Source organism: Pseudoxanthomonas sp. LjRoot125 (assembly GCF_964252705.1).
GTDB lineage: Bacteria > Pseudomonadota > Gammaproteobacteria > Xanthomonadales > Xanthomonadaceae > Pseudoxanthomonas_A.
Genome location: NZ_CAXUOY020000001.1, coordinates 1,925,065 through 1,940,246, shown reverse-complemented (window position 1 = coordinate 1,940,246; position 15,182 = coordinate 1,925,065). Strand labels below are relative to the sequence as shown.

The 15,182-nt window shown below is 67.0% G+C and carries 18 protein-coding genes; 5 read left to right on the top strand and 13 right to left on the bottom strand.

What is annotated here, in order from left to right; translation table 11 throughout:
- Positions 1-4: 4 nt before the first annotated feature.
- The 5 genes from ACSION_RS09000 to ACSION_RS08980 are packed head-to-tail and all read right to left on the bottom strand — an operon-like array spanning position 5 to position 3,614.
- A complete protein-coding gene (locus ACSION_RS09000; protein ID WP_056880929.1) occupies positions 5-787 on the bottom strand; it encodes a succinate dehydrogenase iron-sulfur subunit in 783 nt (260 codons plus the stop codon).
- Between the two features lie 18 nt (positions 788-805).
- The gene (gene sdhA / locus ACSION_RS08995) at positions 806-2,596 is read right to left on the bottom strand and encodes a succinate dehydrogenase flavoprotein subunit (protein ID WP_093490730.1); all 1,791 of its coding nucleotides are present in this window, start codon (positions 2,594-2,596) and stop codon (positions 806-808) included.
- A 4-nt stretch (positions 2,597-2,600) separates the two neighbouring features.
- Positions 2,601-2,984 carry a succinate dehydrogenase, hydrophobic membrane anchor protein gene (gene sdhD / locus ACSION_RS08990; RefSeq protein ID WP_093490729.1) on the bottom strand — a complete coding sequence of 128 codons (384 nt, stop codon included), beginning with the start codon at positions 2,982-2,984 and terminating at the stop codon, positions 2,601-2,603.
- Positions 2,981-3,373, bottom strand: coding sequence for a succinate dehydrogenase, cytochrome b556 subunit (gene sdhC / locus ACSION_RS08985; RefSeq protein WP_435305702.1), 393 nt, complete (start codon positions 3,371-3,373; stop codon positions 2,981-2,983). Before sdhC ends, sdhD begins: the two co-directional genes overlap by 4 nt.
- 55 nt (positions 3,374-3,428) lie before the next feature.
- Entirely contained in the window at positions 3,429-3,614 is a 186-nt protein-coding gene (locus tag ACSION_RS08980) for a DUF1674 domain-containing protein (protein ID WP_435305701.1), read from the bottom strand.
- A 39-nt stretch (positions 3,615-3,653) separates the two neighbouring features.
- Between ACSION_RS08980 and ygfZ the strand changes: the two genes are divergently transcribed.
- On the top strand, positions 3,654-4,517 hold the full coding sequence (ygfZ, locus tag ACSION_RS08975) for a CAF17-like 4Fe-4S cluster assembly/insertion protein YgfZ (RefSeq protein WP_435305700.1): 864 nt from the start codon (positions 3,654-3,656) through the stop codon (positions 4,515-4,517).
- Between the two features lie 86 nt (positions 4,518-4,603).
- Positions 4,604-5,836: a 5-demethoxyubiquinol-8 5-hydroxylase UbiM gene (ubiM, locus tag ACSION_RS08970; RefSeq protein WP_435305699.1), complete on the top strand. Its 1,233-nt coding sequence runs from the start codon at positions 4,604-4,606 to the stop codon at positions 5,834-5,836.
- A 4-nt stretch (positions 5,837-5,840) separates the two neighbouring features.
- Here ubiM and ACSION_RS08965 read toward each other — a convergent pair whose 3' ends face one another.
- The 7 genes from ACSION_RS08965 to ACSION_RS08935 form a co-directional block, all read right to left on the bottom strand.
- Positions 5,841-6,383, bottom strand: coding sequence for an NADPH-dependent FMN reductase (locus tag ACSION_RS08965; RefSeq protein WP_435305698.1), 543 nt, complete (start codon positions 6,381-6,383; stop codon positions 5,841-5,843).
- Positions 6,384-6,410: 27 nt separating this feature from the next.
- Entirely contained in the window at positions 6,411-8,678 is a 2,268-nt protein-coding gene (locus ACSION_RS08960) for a thiamine pyrophosphate-dependent enzyme (RefSeq protein WP_435305697.1), read from the bottom strand.
- Positions 8,679-8,691: 13 nt separating this feature from the next.
- Positions 8,692-9,342 carry a glutathione S-transferase family protein gene (locus tag ACSION_RS08955; RefSeq protein WP_435305696.1) on the bottom strand — a complete coding sequence of 217 codons (651 nt, stop codon included), beginning with the start codon at positions 9,340-9,342 and terminating at the stop codon, positions 8,692-8,694.
- Positions 9,332-9,820: a hypothetical protein gene (locus ACSION_RS08950; RefSeq protein ID WP_435305695.1), complete on the bottom strand. Its 489-nt coding sequence runs from the start codon at positions 9,818-9,820 to the stop codon at positions 9,332-9,334. The genes ACSION_RS08955 and ACSION_RS08950 overlap by 11 nt, the downstream gene beginning before the upstream one ends.
- A complete protein-coding gene (locus tag ACSION_RS08945) occupies positions 9,817-10,368 on the bottom strand; it encodes a GNAT family N-acetyltransferase (protein WP_435305694.1) in 552 nt (183 codons plus the stop codon). Before ACSION_RS08945 ends, ACSION_RS08950 begins: the two co-directional genes overlap by 4 nt.
- Before the next feature lie 89 nt (positions 10,369-10,457).
- Positions 10,458-11,621: an acyl-CoA dehydrogenase family protein gene (locus ACSION_RS08940; protein WP_056880919.1), complete on the bottom strand. Its 1,164-nt coding sequence runs from the start codon at positions 11,619-11,621 to the stop codon at positions 10,458-10,460.
- A gap of 149 nt (positions 11,622-11,770) precedes the next feature.
- Positions 11,771-12,583: a glycine zipper 2TM domain-containing protein gene (locus ACSION_RS08935; RefSeq protein ID WP_435305693.1), complete on the bottom strand. Its 813-nt coding sequence runs from the start codon at positions 12,581-12,583 to the stop codon at positions 11,771-11,773.
- Between the two features lie 172 nt (positions 12,584-12,755).
- Here ACSION_RS08935 and ACSION_RS08930 point away from each other — a divergent pair, with 172 nt between their 5' ends.
- Positions 12,756-12,980, top strand: coding sequence for a DUF6116 family protein (locus tag ACSION_RS08930; protein ID WP_435305692.1), 225 nt, complete (start codon positions 12,756-12,758; stop codon positions 12,978-12,980).
- 4 nt (positions 12,981-12,984) lie between these two features.
- On the top strand, positions 12,985-13,752 hold the full coding sequence (locus tag ACSION_RS08925) for a TatD family hydrolase (protein WP_435305691.1): 768 nt from the start codon (positions 12,985-12,987) through the stop codon (positions 13,750-13,752).
- Here the strand turns inward: ACSION_RS08925 and ACSION_RS08920 are convergent.
- Complete coding sequence (locus ACSION_RS08920; RefSeq protein ID WP_435305690.1) at positions 13,733-14,545, bottom strand: tRNA threonylcarbamoyladenosine dehydratase; 813 nt, start codon at positions 14,543-14,545, stop codon at positions 13,733-13,735. The two genes, ACSION_RS08925 and ACSION_RS08920, sit on opposite strands and share 20 nt — an antisense overlap.
- Positions 14,546-14,621: 76 nt before the next feature.
- On the opposite strand from ACSION_RS08920, the gene ACSION_RS08915 reads away from it, so the two are divergent.
- Positions 14,622-15,062, top strand: a complete 441-nt coding sequence (locus ACSION_RS08915; protein ID WP_093490715.1) for a cytochrome c — start codon at positions 14,622-14,624, stop codon at positions 15,060-15,062.
- The last annotated feature ends 120 nt before the right edge of the window (positions 15,063-15,182 follow it).

The following is a 15,182-nucleotide window of genomic DNA, read 5'->3' as shown; positions in this document are numbered from 1 at the left end:
GCGGTCAGGCGCGACGCGCCATCATCAGCTTCTTGATCTCGGCGATCGCCAGCGCCGGGTTCAGGCCCTTCGGGCAGGTCCGGGCGCAGTTCATGATGGTGTGGCAGCGGTACAGCTTGAACGGATCTTCCAGATCGTCCAGGCGCGCACCGGTGTCCTCGTCGCGCGAATCGATGATCCAGCGGTAGGCCTGCAGCAGGATCGCCGGGCCGAGGTAACGTTCGCCGTTCCACCAGTAGCTCGGGCAGCTCGTCGAGCAGCAGGCGCACAGGATGCACTCGTACAGGCCGTCCAGCTTCTTGCGGTCTTCCGGCGATTGCAGGCGCTCGCGATCCGGCGGGGCCGGGGTCTGCGTGCGGATCCAGGGCTTGATCGAGGCGTATTGCGCGTAGAAATGGGTCAGGTCGGGAACCAGATCCTTCACCACCTCCATGTGCGGCAGCGGATAGATCGGCACTTCCGCCTTGCCGCAATCGCCGATCGCCTTGGTGCAGGCCAGCGTGTTGGTGCCATCGATGTTCATCGCGCACGAACCGCAGATGCCTTCGCGGCACGAGCGGCGGAAAGTCAGCGTGGGATCGATCTCGTTCTTGATCTTGATCAGCGCGTCCAGGACCATCGGGCCGCACTTGTCGAGATCGACTTCGTACGTGTCGGTGCGCGGATTGGCGCCGTCGTCCGGGTTCCAGCGGTACACCTTGAAGGTGCGCACGTTCTTGGCGCCCTTCGCGGGGAAGTGCTTGCCCTTGGTGACGCGCGAGTTCTTCGGGAGCGAAAATTCGGCCATGTGTCAGGTCTCCCGGGCTCAGTAAACGCGCGGCTTGGGCGGCACCACATCCACGTCCTTGCTGAGCGTGTACATGTGCACGGGGCGGAAATCGAAGCTGCACTTGCCGTCTTCGGCGACGTTGACCAGCGTGTGCTTCTGCCAGTTGACGTCGTCGCGCTCCGGGAAGTCCTCGTGCGCGTGCGCGCCACGGCTCTCGTGGCGCTGCTCGGCCGAGTTGATCGTCGCGACCGCGCTGAGCAGCAGGTTGTGCAGCTCGTAGGTCTCGATCAGGTCGGAGTTCCAGATCAGCGAGCGGTCGCTGACCTTGACGTCCTGGAAGCTGGAGAAGATGTCGGCCATCTTGTCGCAGCCTTCCTTCAGCGTCTTGCTGGTGCGGAACACGGCGGCGTCGGCCTGCATCGTGCGCTGCATGTTGTCGCGGATCACCGAGGTGGGCGTGTCGCCATTCGCGTTGCGCAGCTTGTCCAGGTGCGACAGCGCCTTGTCGCAGGCATCGCCCGCCAGCGGCTTGTGCGACGAACCACTCTTGATGGTCTCGGCGCAGCGGTTGGCCACCGCGCGGCCGAATACGACCAGGTCGAGCAGCGAGTTCGAGCCCAGGCGGTTGGCGCCGTGCACCGATACGCAGGCGGCTTCGCCGATGGCGTACAGGCCGGGCACGACGGCATCCGGGTTGTCGCCGACCTTGCGCACCACTTCGCCGTGGTAGTTGGTCGGGATGCCGCCCATGTTGTAGTGCACGGTCGGGATGACCGGGATCGGCTGCTTGGTCACGTCCACGCCGGCGAAGATGTGGGCGCTTTCGGCGATGCCGGGCAGCTTCTCGTTGATGACTTCCGGACCCAGGTGGGTCAGGTCGAGCAGGATGTGGTCCTTGTGCTCGCCCACGCCGCGGCCTTCGCGGATCTCGATGGTCATCGAGCGGCTGACCACGTCGCGCGAGGCCAGGTCCTTGTAGTGCGGTGCATAGCGCTCCATGAAGCGCTCGCCATTGCTGTTGCGCAGGATGCCGCCTTCGCCGCGCACGCCTTCGGTGATCAGGCAGCCCGCGCCGTAGATGCCGGTCGGGTGGAACTGCACGAACTCCATGTCCTGCATCGGCAGGCCGGCACGCATCACCATGCCGCCGCCGTCGCCCGTGCAGGTGTGCGCGGAGGTCGCCGAGAAGTAGGCACGGCCGTAGCCGCCGGTGGCCAGCACCACGCCATGGGCGCGGAACAGGTGCAGCGTGCCGGTGGCCATGTCCAGGGCGAGCACGCCGCGGCAGGCGCCTTCTTCGTCGAAGATCAGGTCAAGCGCGAAGTACTCGACCATGAAGCGCGCATCGTGCGCCAGCGACTGCTGGTACAGCGTGTGCAGCATGGCGTGGCCGGTGCGGTCGGCTGCGGCGCAGGTGCGCTGCGCCGGCGGACCTTCGCCGTACTTGGTCGTCATGCCACCGAACGGGCGCTGGTAGATCTTGCCCTCCTCGGTACGCGAGAACGGCACGCCGTAGTGCTCCAGCTCGATGATGGCCGGGATGGCCTCGCGGCACATGTACTCGATGGCGTCCTGGTCGCCCAGCCAGTCCGAGCCCTTGATGGTGTCGTAGAAGTGGTAGCGCCAGTCGTCCTCGCCCATGTTGCCGAGCGCGGCGGAGATGCCGCCCTGCGCTGCGACGGTGTGCGAGCGGGTCGGGAAGACCTTGGTCAGGCAGACGGTCTGCAGGCCCTTGGCGGCCAGGCCGAAGGTCGCGCGCAGGCCGGCGCCGCCGGCGCCCACCACGACCATGTCGTACTTGTGTTCGGTGATCTTGTAAGCGGACATTGACTCAATTCCCCAGCGCGATGCGGGCCACGGCGAAGACGCTCACGATGGCGCCCAGCACGGCGATGAACTTGACGGTGGTCTGCACCGCGAGGGCGAGCAGCGAGTTGTGAACGTAGTCTTCCAGCACGACCTGCAGGCCGAGCTGGGCGTGCCAGAACATGGCCACCAGGAAGCCCACGAGCAGCACGGCATTCCACGGCTTGGACACGGCAGCGGTGGCGGTGACGTAATCGGCGCCGATCAGGCTCAGCACGAACACCAGGAACCAGATCGTCAGCGCGACCAGCGCGGTGGCGGTCAGGCGCTGGTGGACGAAATGCTCGGTGCCGGTCTTCGCCGAGCCCAGGCCGCGCGCATTCTTGATGGGCGTGCGGAAGTTGCTCATGCGCCACCTCCCAGCAGCACGTACGCCCACACCAGGGCGGTGATGACCAGGCTGCCGATCACCGACAGCCAGCTGTTGCGCACGAACGTGGCGATGCGGTAACCGATCGCGAAGTCCTGCACGATGTGGCGGATGCCGTTGCACAGGTGGTAGGCGAAGGCCCAGGTCCAACCGAACAGGAACAGCTGGCCGTACCAGGCGCGCGCCAGGTCGGTGAAGCAATTCCAGGCTTCGGGGCCGATCATCAGCGTCAGCAGGCCCGCGGTGATCACCAGGGCGCCGGCGGCGAGGACGATGCCGGTGGCGCGGTGCAGGATGGAGGTCGCCATCTGGATCTGCCAGCGGTAGACCTGCAGATGGGGGGAAAGCGGACGTTGTGGAGTCGCCATTGACGCGCTCGTTGTCTCGGCTGGGCGGTCGTGACCGCGTTGGCTGAAACGCTGCTCAGAAATCGATGCAGCGCCCGTTCTTTTCCCAATCCCCGTAACGCGTGGGCTCGGGCCCGTCGCGTCCGCCGATCTCCTTCGCCACGGCCGTTCCCCCTGCCCCGTCGCCCGCTTGCGGGGTCGAGGTTTCGGGTGGCTGTGTTCCGGGATCGGTGTCGGGAGTCGGGGGTGTTTGACCTATCATGGCGGTCTCGCAACGCACAAAATTTTAATCCCCACCCCCTTGGCTGACAACCTTTCCCGTACCACCGCGCCGTTTTTCGCCCTGTCCGACCACGCCCTGGTGACGCTGGAAGGGCCTGATGCGGCGGCGTTTGCACAGGCCCAGTTCGCCAACGACGTGGCCGGCTTGCCGGCCGGGCAATGGCAGTGGAACGCGTGGCTGACGCCCAAGGGACGCGTGATGGCGGTGTTTGCGCTGGCGCGGCTGGCGGAGGACCGCGTGTGGCTGGTCCTGCCGGACCACCCTGCCCCCGCATTCGTCGAGTCCCTGCGACGTTTCGTGTTTAGACGAAAGTTGAAGATCGAGCTCCCCGTCGATACGGCGATCAGCGGTGCTTTCGCCGCACCCGTCGTGGCGCATGGCGCGACGCTGGCGATGGACGACGGCGTGCTCGAACTGGACTGGAGCGGGCAAGGCGGCCCCCGCACGCTGCGTGTCGGCGCGCCGGCCGTCGATGACGTTACGGCGCAGACCATGTGGCGTGCCGCTGACTTGCGCCATGGTCTTCCGCGCCTTCCCGATGCGCAACGCGAGCAATGGACGCCGCAGCAACTCGCGCTGGACCGGCTGGCCGCCTACAGCGTCAAGAAGGGTTGCTATCCGGGGCAGGAAATCGTGGCGCGCACCCATTTCCTCGGCAAGGCCAAGCGCGCGTTGCAGGGCTTCCACGCGGCAGGCTCCATCGCTCCGGGTGTCATGGTGCGCGACAGCGAGCGCGACATTGGGGAAGTCGTAAGCACCGTAGCGGACGGTCCGCAGACCCTGCTGCTGGCTGTGCTGCCGCTGGACCATACCGGCGAAGGCTTGTCGGCCGATACGCAGGCGCTGGCGCGCGTTCCCTTGCTTGACGGCTTGAACCGCTGACGATTCTGCGTGGCGATTGATCCACGTCAATGACGTGGACGGCGGCGTGCCTAGACTGCCGTGAACCCAGGCACGAGGACACGCGCATGCACCACGACGTCATCATCATCGGCGCCGGCCCAGCTGGGTTATGCCTGGCCAAGGCCTTGTGCGATCTCGACCTCAAGGTCGCCCTCGTGGAGCGCCAGTCGCGCGCGGCCATCGCAGAACCTGCGTTCGATGGCCGCGAAATCGCGTTGACGCATGCTTCGATGCGCCTGCTGCGCGACCTCGGGATCTGGCAGCACCTGCCCGACGACGCCTGCTCGCCCCTGCGCGCCGCGCGGGTGATGGAAGGCGACAGCCTGCACGACATGCGCATCGACGCCGCGCTGGCCGGCAAGGAACAGCTCGGCATGCTGGTGCCGAACCAGCGGATCCGCGAAGCGGCATGGAAGGCCGTCAGCGACCTGCCCGGGCTGGATTTCTTCGATGGCGCGCGCATCCATGCCGTCCGCACGACCGACGACCATGCCGGCATCACCCTCGGCGACGGACTCCGCCTGGAAGCACCGCTCCTGATCGCGGCTGACAGCCGCTTCTCCGAGACGCGCCGCGCGATGGGCATCGGGGCCGATCAGTACGATTTCGGCAAGAGCATGCTGGTCTGCCGCATGCATCACGAACAGCCGCATCAGGGCGTGGCGTGGGAATGGTTCGGCCAGGGGCAGACACTGGCGCTGCTCCCGCTTAAGGAACACGAGTCCTCCGTGGTCATCACCCTGCCCGACGCCGCGGCGCGACGCCTCGCCGCGCTGGACATCGACGCGTTCGCCTGCGAGATGGAGCAGCGTTACGGGCACCGCCTGGGCCACATGAAGCTGGAAAGCAGCCGGCATGTGTATCCGCTGGTGGGCGTCTATGCGCGCCGGTTTGTCGGGCGCCGGTTCGCGCTGGCCGGAGATGCAGCGGTCGGCATGCACCCGGTCACGGCGCATGGCTTCAATCTCGGCCTGGCCAGCGTCGAGCGGCTGGCTGCCATGGCGCGCGACGCGATCCAGCGCAAGGTGGACCTCGGGTGCGCGGAAGGGCTGGCGCACTACGAGCGCCGCCATCGTCGCGGCACGCGGCCGCTGTACCTGGCCACGCGCGCCATCGTGGAGCTGTACACCGACGACCGTACGCCGGCACGTTTGCTGCGCGAGGGGGTGCTGCGAGCGGGTCGGCGACTGACACCTTTCCGACGCGCACTCGCGGGCATGCTGGCCGACGAGAGCCCGAACGACCGCCGCCCGCTGCAGCGCCTGCGCGATGGCCTGGCGCTATTGCGCCCGGCCTGACGGCTCAGGCCAACCAGGCTTCGATACGATCCAGGAACAGCTGCAGGCGCTTGCGCAGGCGCTCGTCGGCGATATCGCCCGCCGCATCGATCTGGCCTTCGCGATACTGGATGGCGATCTCGGGCTGCGGCAGCACCGCCACGTCGACCGCCGCCAGTACGTTACGCAGGTGTTGCTGGGCCGACACCGTGCCATGCGCGCCCGGTGAGGTACCGACGATCGCCGCGCGCTTGCCGCCGAAGGAATTGCTGCCACCGGGACGACTACCCACGTCGATGGCGTTCTTCAGCACGCCAGGAATCGAGCGGTTGTACTCCGGCGTGATGAACAGCAGCGCATCGCAGGCTTCCACCTGCTGCTTGAACTGCCGGCCCGCCGCCGGGAAATCCGCATCGTCGTCCTGGTCGTACAGCGGCAGGTCGCCGATGCCGATCTCCTCGAACGCGAAGCGATCGCCGGCCAGCCGCTGCACCGCATGCGCGAGCTGCCGGTTGTAGGAGCCCTCGCGCAGGCTGCCGATGATGATGCCGATGCGGGGCGTAGGCATGTGCGTTCCTCGATCAGGGAGTCGCCATCATGCCAGCCGGTCGGCGGCCGCGACGATATCCTCGTCGCCCGGCAACACGAGGAAAGCCGCGCCAGCCAGCGGCGTGTAGGTATCGGCGCCGACCACGCGCTGGAACGGGCGCGCACGGTAGCCCGCCTCGGCGATCGCCGTGATGACGCCCTCGCCCACGCCGGCCGCCTGCCGGCCCTCATCCACCACCAGGATGCGCTTGGCCGTCTTCGCCTGCTCGGCGATGAAGGCGGCATTGAGCGGCACCAACCAGCGCAGGTCGACCACACGCACCTTCCAGCCATGCTTGCGTTCGATGGTCCTTGCAGCACGCAGGCTCATCGGTACGCCATTGCCATAGGTGAAGATCACCAGATCGTCCGCGCCTTCACCGTACACGCGCCCCTCGCCCAGAACCATCGTCTCGCTCTGCGGCGGATACGGGAACAGCCACTGTCCGTCGCCGGCTTCGTACAGGTCCTTGGTCATGTACAGCGCGATCGGCTCGAGGAACAGGGTGACGCGCCCATCCACCTTCGCCAGCGCCGCCAGCGTGCGCAGCATGGTGGCGGCATCATCGCCACGCGAGGGGCACCCGACGACCAGTCCCGGGATGTCGCGCAAGGCCGTGATCGAATTGTCGTTGTGGAAATGCCCGCCGAATCCCCGCTGGTACCCGAGGCCGGCGACGCGCACGACCATCGGGTTGCGGTACTGGTCGTTGCTGAAGAACTGCAGGCTAGCCGCCTCGCCGCGGATCTGGTCGCAGGCGTTGTGGAAGTACGCCAGGTACTGGATTTCCGGCAGCGGCAGCATGCCCATGTTGGCGTAACCCTGGGCCAGGCCGAGGATCATCGTCTCGTCGAGCAGCGTATTGAACACGCGGCTGCCCTTGAACGCCTTCTGCAGGCCCTTGGTGACCGTGTACACGCCGCCCTTCTGGGCCACGTCTTCGCCGAACAACAGCGTCTCCGGATACTTGCAGAACAGGTCGTGCAACGCGTTGTTGATCTGGATGGCGAGATGCCGCGGCGGCAACTTCTCGGGCAACTTGTCCTCGCTACCGAAGGCGGCCACGCGGACATCGTGCGGTGCTTCGCGCGCGGCTTCCGCCGCCACCGCGCCGGGCGTGTAGGGCGCGAGCGGCGCCATCACCTGATCCAGCGTCGTGATGCGCGGACGGCGGTCGGCATCTTCCGCGGCAGCGAAGCAGCGCTTGCGCATGGCTTCGTATGTCGCGAGCAGAGACTCCTTGGTGTACAAGCCCGATGCCAGCGCGACCGCGGCGCTGCGCAGCAGCGGATCGGTCGCCTCGACCGCGCACAGTTCCTCCAGCGGACGCCATTCGATCTCGAAGTCGGTACCGGCGTGGCCCATGATGCGGGTGGTGCGCAGGTGCAGGAACGTGGGACGGCGCGTGCGCCGGCAATGCTCGACCGCGGCCTGCACTTGCCCGTAGCCCGCGGCGAGATCCAAACCATCGGCATGGAAATAGTCCAGGTCGGCGCGGTCGCGGAAGTTGCGCCCGATCCAGCCGTCCGGCGTCTTCACCGAGATGCCGATGCCGTTGTCCTCGCAGACGAACAACACGGGGGCCGGAAGCTTCTGGTAAGCCGTCCATGCCGCCGCGTTGAACGCGGTCTGTGCGGTGGCATGGTTCGAGGACGCATCGCCGAACGAACAGATCGCGATGCTGTCGTCGGGAATCGGCAGCGCATGGCCGATTCCGATGCGGCGCGCCTGTTCGATCGCCACGGCGGTGCCCAGTGCCTTGGGCAGGTGCGAGGCGATCGTCGAGGTCTGCGGCAGCACCCACAACGGCTTGCTGCCCCACACCTTGTGGCGGCCGCCGGACGCGGGGTCTTCCGCGCTGGCAGCGAAGCTCAGCGCGGAGTCCATCACGGGATCCATGCCGGGCAGCTTGCGGAAGCGTTCGGCCATGAACCCGCCGCTGCGGTAGTGCAGGAAGGCCGGATCGGTATGGCGTGTCGCACGCGCCACCATCGCATTGCCTTCGTGGCCGCTGGAACCGATGGTGTAGAAAACCTTGTTCTGTACGCGCAGCACGCGCGCCATCAGGTCGAGATGGCGGCTCACGAGCTGGGATTCGAGCAGCTCCACGAAGCCGGTCGCATCCAGCGCGCTGCCGGGTAGCACGGGATCGCCGTGGGCCGGCGCGGTGCGCACCTGGCCGTCCCATTCCCTGACGAACTCGACGAAATTCTGGTCGCAGATCTCGGCCCGGTTCAGGCCCTTCATGCGTGCGGGAATTGCTTTGGCAGTCATGTGCTCGCTCGGATCAGGAGGACGCCAGGCGTGCGGCGACATCGTCGCTCACGCCGGGCATGGGAACGAAACCCGGCCGGGCGCGTACGCGGGCCAGCCAGGCAGAGATATGCGGGTATGCGGCGAGGTCGAAGCCGCCGTCGTCGGCGCAATGGGTGTAGGCGAACAGCGCGATGTCGGCCACGCCGTAGTCGTCGCCGGTGAACCACGCCGCGCCTTGCAGGTGCTTCTCCATCACGGCCAGCGCCTGGGCGCCGCGTTCCTGCAGACGAGGCAGGTCGGCACGGCGCGGCGAATCCACGGGCGTCCATCCGCGGATGAAGCGCGCCACCGCGATGCAGGGCTCGTGGCTGTACTGTTCGAAGAACAGCCAGCTCAATGCCTGCGCACGCTGCCAGGCATCGGCCGGCAAGTACGGACTGCCCTCGGCCAGCCAGCAGAGGATGGCGTTCGACTCCACCAGGATCGCGCCGTCCGCGCGCTCCAGCATCGGCACCTTGCCGTTGGGGTTTTTCGCCAGGTAGTCCGGCGTGCGGGTACCACCGTTGGCGCTGTCGACCTCGACCCACGCGTAAGGCCGTGCGAGCTGTTCGAGCAACAGGCGCACCTTGTGGCAGTTGCCCGAGGTGGACATGCCATGGACGGTGACGGGATCAGGCGACATGCGGGTGCTCCGGCGATACGGGAATGCGGGCGGCCTTGGCGAGATCCTTCTCCCGACCGAACGCGAGCAGGATGCGGCGTTGCTCATCCAACGTCGGAACGCGCACTTCATGGCCGGCGACGTCGAGGCGCAGGTCGTCGTGCACCTGCACGGGCCGCCATCCCGCGGCTGTCATCAGCTCCAGTCCGCCCATGACTTCCACCGGCATCGGCAGATGCACGAAGCGCGCGAACGCGGAACGGAAGCGGGTTTCGTCTGCGGGGCGGTAGGTCGCATCGACATGATCGATCCAGGCCTCCCGCAATTGCAGCGCATCGCGACGGCTGCAGAGTACGTCGATGTCCTGCGGTGCGACGTTCGGAATATCCGCCAGCACCATCGCGGCACTGCCGATGATCCACCAAGGATCGCGGAACGTCCGCGCCAGCTCGGGCAAGGCATCGTGCAGGCCTGCGTGCAGCGCGGACGTTGGCGTCACGGTTGGGCGACCCTGCGTGCCTGCCACTGCGCGCGCGTCTGGCCCCAGACTTCGACCGGTTTCTCGTGGTGCGGTTCGGGCAGGCGATCCATCCGCAGGTAGGCCGAACCGAGTTTCGCAGCGACCGCCTTCGAGTTCGCGTTTTGCGGGTCGATGGTGTGGATCACGTCCTCCCACCCCAGGTGGTCGAACGCCCAGTCCACGCTCGCCGTCGCCGCCTCGGGCGCGTAGCCACGCCCCCAGGCCCCGCGGGCGATGCTCCAGCCCACCTCGGTGCCCGGCCAGCCTTCCGGCTGCCACGGCCCTACCCGGCCGATCCAGCGGCCGGTCGCTTTCTCGATCACCGAGAACATCCCGAAGCCCTGCAGATGCCAACTGCCCAGCGTCGCCGCCAGGCTGCGCCATGCCGGCGAACGGGCCTGCGTGCCGCCGATGTAACGCATGGTCTCTTCATCGGTGGCGAACGCGGCCCACGCTTCGTAGTCCTCCCGCCGCGGCAAGCGCAGCAGCAGGCGGGGCGTTTCGAGTTGGAGTTCGGAAAGGTCCATCGGTGCCACGTCATCCCAGAACGGAAGGCCACCCACGCGCTGAACACCCGCTCCGCGCGCGCCTCAGCCGCGCGCGATGCGGCGCTTCCTCAGAACGCGTTGATGCCCGTCAGCTCGCGGCCGATCACCAGCTGGTGCACGGTTTCCGTGCCTTCGTAGGTAATGACCGATTCCAGGTTCAACGCGTGGCGGATGGCAGCGTGCTCGGTGGTGATGCCGGCGCCGCCCAGCAGGTCGCGGCATTCGCGGGCGATGTCGATGGCCATGCGGCAGTTGTTCCATTTCGCCAGCGACACCTGCGAAGGCGCCATGGTGCCGGCATCCTTCAGGCGACCCAACTGCAGCGACAGCAACTGCGCCAGGGTGATCCGGCGGGCCATCTCGGCCATCTTGATCTGCGCACTCTGCGTGGCCGCCACCGGGCGGTCGAACAGGATGCGTTCCTTCGTGTAGGCCAGCACTTCGTCGAGGCACGCGATGGCGGCGCCGATCGGGCCCCAGGTGATGCCGTAGCGCGCCTGGGTCAGGCAGCCCAGCGGGCCCTTCAGGCCTTTGACGTTGGGCAGGCGGCTGCTGTCGGGCACGCGCACGTTGTCGAAGAACAGCGCGCTGGTCACCGATGCGCGCAGGCTCATCTTGTGCTTGATCTCCTGCGCGGTAAACCCGGCCATGCCCTTCTCGAGCAGGAAGCCCTGGATCCCGTCGTCGGTCTGCGCCCAGACGATCGCGATGTCGGCCAGGTTGCCGTTGGTGATCCACATCTTCGATCCGTTGATGACCCAATCGTCGCCATCTCGGCGCGCGTGGGTCTTCATGTTGGCCGGGTCGGAGCCGCCGTGGGGTTCGGTCAGGCCGAAGCAGCCGATGACCTTGCCGGCCGCCATGTCCGGCAGCCAGCGCTCACGCTGTTCTTCGCTGCCGTAGGCATAGATGGGGTACATGCACAGCGAGGACTGCACACTGACGAAGCTGCGGATACCGCTGTCGCCGCGCTCGAGTTCCTGGCAGATCAGACCGTAGCTGACCGCGTTGAGGCCGGCGCAGCCGTACTTTTCCGGCAACGAGGAACCCAGCAGGCCAAGTTCGGCGATCTCCGGCACGAGTTCCTTCGGGAAACGCCCCTGATCGAAAGCGTCACCGATGATCGGCCGTACACGCTCATCGGTGAAGCGCGCCACGGCGTCCTGGACAGCGCGCTCCTCTTCGCTCAGCAGGGAGCGGACATCGAACAGGTCGTACGGGTTCAGGGCCATCGCATTTCAACCGGCGTTTGAGGTATCCAGCGATTGTATGCGGTGGCCGTCCGCGCCGGTAAGCGCCAGTCCGCAAAGCGAAGGCCGGCGAAACGCCGGCCTTCGAGGGGTGCCACGTTGAAACGCAGGTCCCGGCCGGGACCGCGGGATCAGCCCTGCTTGGGCGTATCCACGCTGGCGGTCTGGGTGACGACCTGGCCGTCGATCACCGGCAGGCGGGCGCCCGGCTCCTGTTCCATGCGGATCGTCTTTTCCTGGCCCTCGAAACGGTAGGTCACGTCGTAGCCGACCACCTTGTCCGTCGTGCCCAGGGCGATGCGGCTGCCCGGCTTGCTGTCCATGCGCATCGTGCCGGTGGTGCCGTCCGGGTTGCGGTAAGTGACGTTGTAGCCGGTCACGCGCGAGGACTCGGACGTCGCATTCTCGGTATGGCACTGGCGCTCGGTACGGCTGACGACCTTGCCGCCGACGTGGCGCTTGTCCACCTGGTTGCCGATGGCGCCACCGGCGACTGCGCCGGCTACCGTCGCGGCCTTCTTGCCGCTGCCGCTGCCCACCTGGTTGCCCAGCAGACCACCGATCACGGCGCCCGCGACCGTGCCGCCGACGTTGCCGTCGCGCTCAGGCGCACGTTCCTGCACGACCACGTCCTGGCAGACCTCGCGCGGCGTGGTGCTGGTCGTCGTCTCGCGCACGGCTTCGGTACCGATCACCGTGGCGTACAGCTTCTCCGAACTCGTCACGGGAGCGGACTTGACCACTTCGGCGTACTGCAGGGTGCCTACCGGGATCTGGTTGTCGGTCGAGGCCGCATCGTCCGCGACCAGTGCGCCATCCGCGGCCGTCACCAGGCCGGCATCCGCCGGGCCCTTGTCGCCGCCCTTGAGGAAAGCCGCAGTGGCCACACCGCCCACCAGCAGCGCGCCGACGGCGACAAGAATCGTTGTGGTATTGCTCTTCATCGCTGCCTCCAAGTCGGGCCTCGCCCGGTTCACATTGGTCATCATTGCACCACTGCGAACCTGAACCAAGTACCCGCGAACGGCCACGAAAAACAACGGAAAATGAACGATTCCGTGACCTGCCGATCATGCTAGCGTGACGCCCATCCCAACGCGTTCGAGTGCCGACGCCATGCCCAGCCCCATCCTGCTGCCCTTCCTCGATTGGGCGCGCAAGTTGCGCTACCCCACGCTGTTCAAGATCACCGCGGGGCTGTTCGTGGTGACGTTGTTCCTGCCCGATCCGGTGCCGTTCGTGGATGAAATCCTGTTCGGCCTCGGCACGCTGCTGCTCGCCAACTGGAAGCGCAGGAAAGACCCGCCCTCTTCGCTCGAGGCGCCCGACGCGCACCGTTGACGCCATGCTGGTCGACAGCCACAGCCACTTCGATGCGCCCGAGCTGGACGCCGATCGCGCGTCCGTGCTCGCACGTGCACGCGCCGCCGGGGTGACGCGCCAGGTGGTGCCTGCCGTGACGGCGGCGTCGTGGCCGAAACTGCGCGACGTCTGCGCGCAGGATGCGGGCCTATTCGCCGCCTATGGCTTGCATCCGATGTACCTGTCAGAACATCGGCCCGCGCACCTCGACGACCTGCGCACCTGGATCGAACGGGAAAAGCCGGTCGCCGTCGGCGAATGCGGCCTTGATTTCTTCGTGGAAGGGCTGGATGCGGAGACGCAGCAGCAGTACTTCGATGGCCAACTCCGACTCGCGCGCGAGTTCGACCTGCCGCTGATCGTGCACGCGCGTCGTGCGGTGGACGCCGTGATTACGTCGATCAGGCGGGTCGGCGACCTGCGCGGCGTGGTGCACAGTTTTTCCGGCAGCCCGGAACAAGCGAAGCAGCTGTGGCAGGCCGGCTTCCTGATCGGCCTGGGTGGCCCGGTGACCTACGAACGCGCGAACCGACTGCGCACCCTCGCCGCCACGATGCCGCTGGATTACCTGCTGCTGGAAACGGATTCGCCGGACCAGCCCGATGCTGGCATCCGCGGGCAACGCAACGAACCTGGGCGGCTGCCGGTGATCCGCGACGTCATCGCCGGGCTGCGCGACCTTGCACCCGACGAGCTCGCCCGGGCCACCACGCGCAACGCAGAACGCTTGTTCAAGCTACCGTCGCACTGACGACGCGGGATTTCTTCAACAGTAGTTCCAGCGCCTTGCCCACCATCGCGAACGCGAAGGCGCCGGTGATGTGCGTCGCCGCACCCAGGCCGACGCCGCAGTCCAGCTTCAATGCCGCATCGGCGCCCAGTTGCGGGCGCAGGCCACAGACGGTGCCATCGGCCTGCGGGTAGTTCACGTTCTCCAGCGAATAGACGGCTTGCACACCGAAGTAGCGGTCGCGGTTCTTCGGGAAATTGAACTCCGCGCGCAGCTTCTTGCGGACCAGCGCCAGCAAGGCGTCGTGCTCGGTGCGCGAGAGATCGCGCAGGCGGATCTGGGTGGGATCGGTGCGCCCTCCCGCCGAACCGGAGACCACGACCGGCAGCTTCCGTCGCCGGCACCACGCGATCATCTCCACTTTCACCCGGAAGCTGTCGCAAGCATCGAGCACCAGGTCGAAATCGCGGTCCAGCAACTCGCCCATGTTGGAAGCGGTCAGGAACTGCGGAACGACTTCGACGTCGATCAACGGATTGATCGCGCGACAGCGGTCGGCCATCGCCTCGGCCTTGTTGCGGCCGTACTGACCTTCCAGTGCAGGCAACTGGCGGTTGGTATTGGAGACGCAGATGTCGTCGGCGTCGATCAGTGTGAGATGACCCACGCCCGAGCGTGCAAGGGCTTCCACCACCCACGACCCGACGCCCCCCATGCCGACGATGGCCACGCGCGACGCCGCGTAGCGTTCCGTCGCGCCCACGCCGTACAGGCGATCGATGCCGGCGAACCGGTCCCGGAGTTCTTTCTTCATCTCACTAGTGTAAGCCGTGGCGCGAACCGTGACGGCCGTCGTACCATCGCCCCGTCACCTACAAGGAGCCCGCCACATGGCCAGCCAGCCCGAGACCAAGAAGCCGTCCGCCGCTTCACGCTACTTCTTCCTCTTCCTGATCGGCCTTGTGGTGGGCGCCATCTGTACCGTGATGGCAATGCGTGCGCTGCAGGCGCGCCAGGATCCGTTCCCCCACAGCGTCATGCACGTGATGGGCAAGCATGCCGGCCAGCTCGCCGACAAGGTGAAAGAGAACCGCTGCGCCGCCACCGACACCATCCCGCACGTGCGCACGCTGCGTGCAATGGCCAACGACCTGGAGCTCGCGTTTCCGGGACTGGCGGACGATGCGCGCTTCAAGAGCCACACGAGCCAGTTCCGCGCCGACCTGGATGCCGCGCTGAGCGCCCCACCGACCGATTGCGCCGCTGCGTCCACGCTGGTCGAGAAAGTGGGAGCCGACTGCAAGGCCTGCCACCAGGACTTCAAGGGTTGACGGCGGCCTCACGCCTCTGAATCCCACCTGACATCCGGGCCGCGCAAGCGGCCCGATTGTCATCACGTTCACGCGCCCCTGCCGAGCATGTGACACGAGAGGACCCGGCACACGCACGGG

What these genes read in the sequence shown, in the direction of transcription:
- ACSION_RS08920 (WP_435305690.1), bottom strand. Translation starts at nt 14,545, where the DNA reads ATGAAGAAAGAACTCCGGGACCGGTTCGCCGGCATCGATCGCCTGTAC.
- ACSION_RS08965 (WP_435305698.1), bottom strand. Translation starts at nt 6,383, where the DNA reads ATGCCTACGCCCCGCATCGGCATCATCATCGGCAGCCTGCGCGAGGGC.
- ACSION_RS08960 (WP_435305697.1), bottom strand. Translation starts at nt 8,678, where the DNA reads ATGACTGCCAAAGCAATTCCCGCACGCATGAAGGGCCTGAACCGGGCC.
- ACSION_RS08945 (WP_435305694.1), bottom strand. Translation starts at nt 10,368, where the DNA reads ATGGACCTTTCCGAACTCCAACTCGAAACGCCCCGCCTGCTGCTGCGC.
- ubiM (WP_435305699.1), top strand. Translation starts at nt 4,604, where the DNA reads ATGCACCACGACGTCATCATCATCGGCGCCGGCCCAGCTGGGTTATGC.
- sdhC (WP_435305702.1), bottom strand. Translation starts at nt 3,373, where the DNA reads ATGGCGACTCCACAACGTCCGCTTTCCCCCCATCTGCAGGTCTACCGC.
- ACSION_RS08980 (WP_435305701.1), bottom strand. Translation starts at nt 3,614, where the DNA reads ATGATAGGTCAAACACCCCCGACTCCCGACACCGATCCCGGAACACAG.
- ACSION_RS08955 (WP_435305696.1), bottom strand. Translation starts at nt 9,342, where the DNA reads ATGTCGCCTGATCCCGTCACCGTCCATGGCATGTCCACCTCGGGCAAC.
- ACSION_RS08935 (WP_435305693.1), bottom strand. Translation starts at nt 12,583, where the DNA reads ATGAAGAGCAATACCACAACGATTCTTGTCGCCGTCGGCGCGCTGCTG.
- ACSION_RS08930 (WP_435305692.1), top strand. Translation starts at nt 12,756, where the DNA reads ATGCCCAGCCCCATCCTGCTGCCCTTCCTCGATTGGGCGCGCAAGTTG.
- sdhA (WP_093490730.1), bottom strand. Translation starts at nt 2,596, where the DNA reads ATGTCCGCTTACAAGATCACCGAACACAAGTACGACATGGTCGTGGTG.
- ACSION_RS09000 (WP_056880929.1), bottom strand. Translation starts at nt 787, where the DNA reads ATGGCCGAATTTTCGCTCCCGAAGAACTCGCGCGTCACCAAGGGCAAG.
- ACSION_RS08915 (WP_093490715.1), top strand. Translation starts at nt 14,622, where the DNA reads ATGGCCAGCCAGCCCGAGACCAAGAAGCCGTCCGCCGCTTCACGCTAC.
- ACSION_RS08940 (WP_056880919.1), bottom strand. Translation starts at nt 11,621, where the DNA reads ATGGCCCTGAACCCGTACGACCTGTTCGATGTCCGCTCCCTGCTGAGC.
- ACSION_RS08925 (WP_435305691.1), top strand. Translation starts at nt 12,985, where the DNA reads ATGCTGGTCGACAGCCACAGCCACTTCGATGCGCCCGAGCTGGACGCC.
- sdhD (WP_093490729.1), bottom strand. Translation starts at nt 2,984, where the DNA reads ATGAGCAACTTCCGCACGCCCATCAAGAATGCGCGCGGCCTGGGCTCG.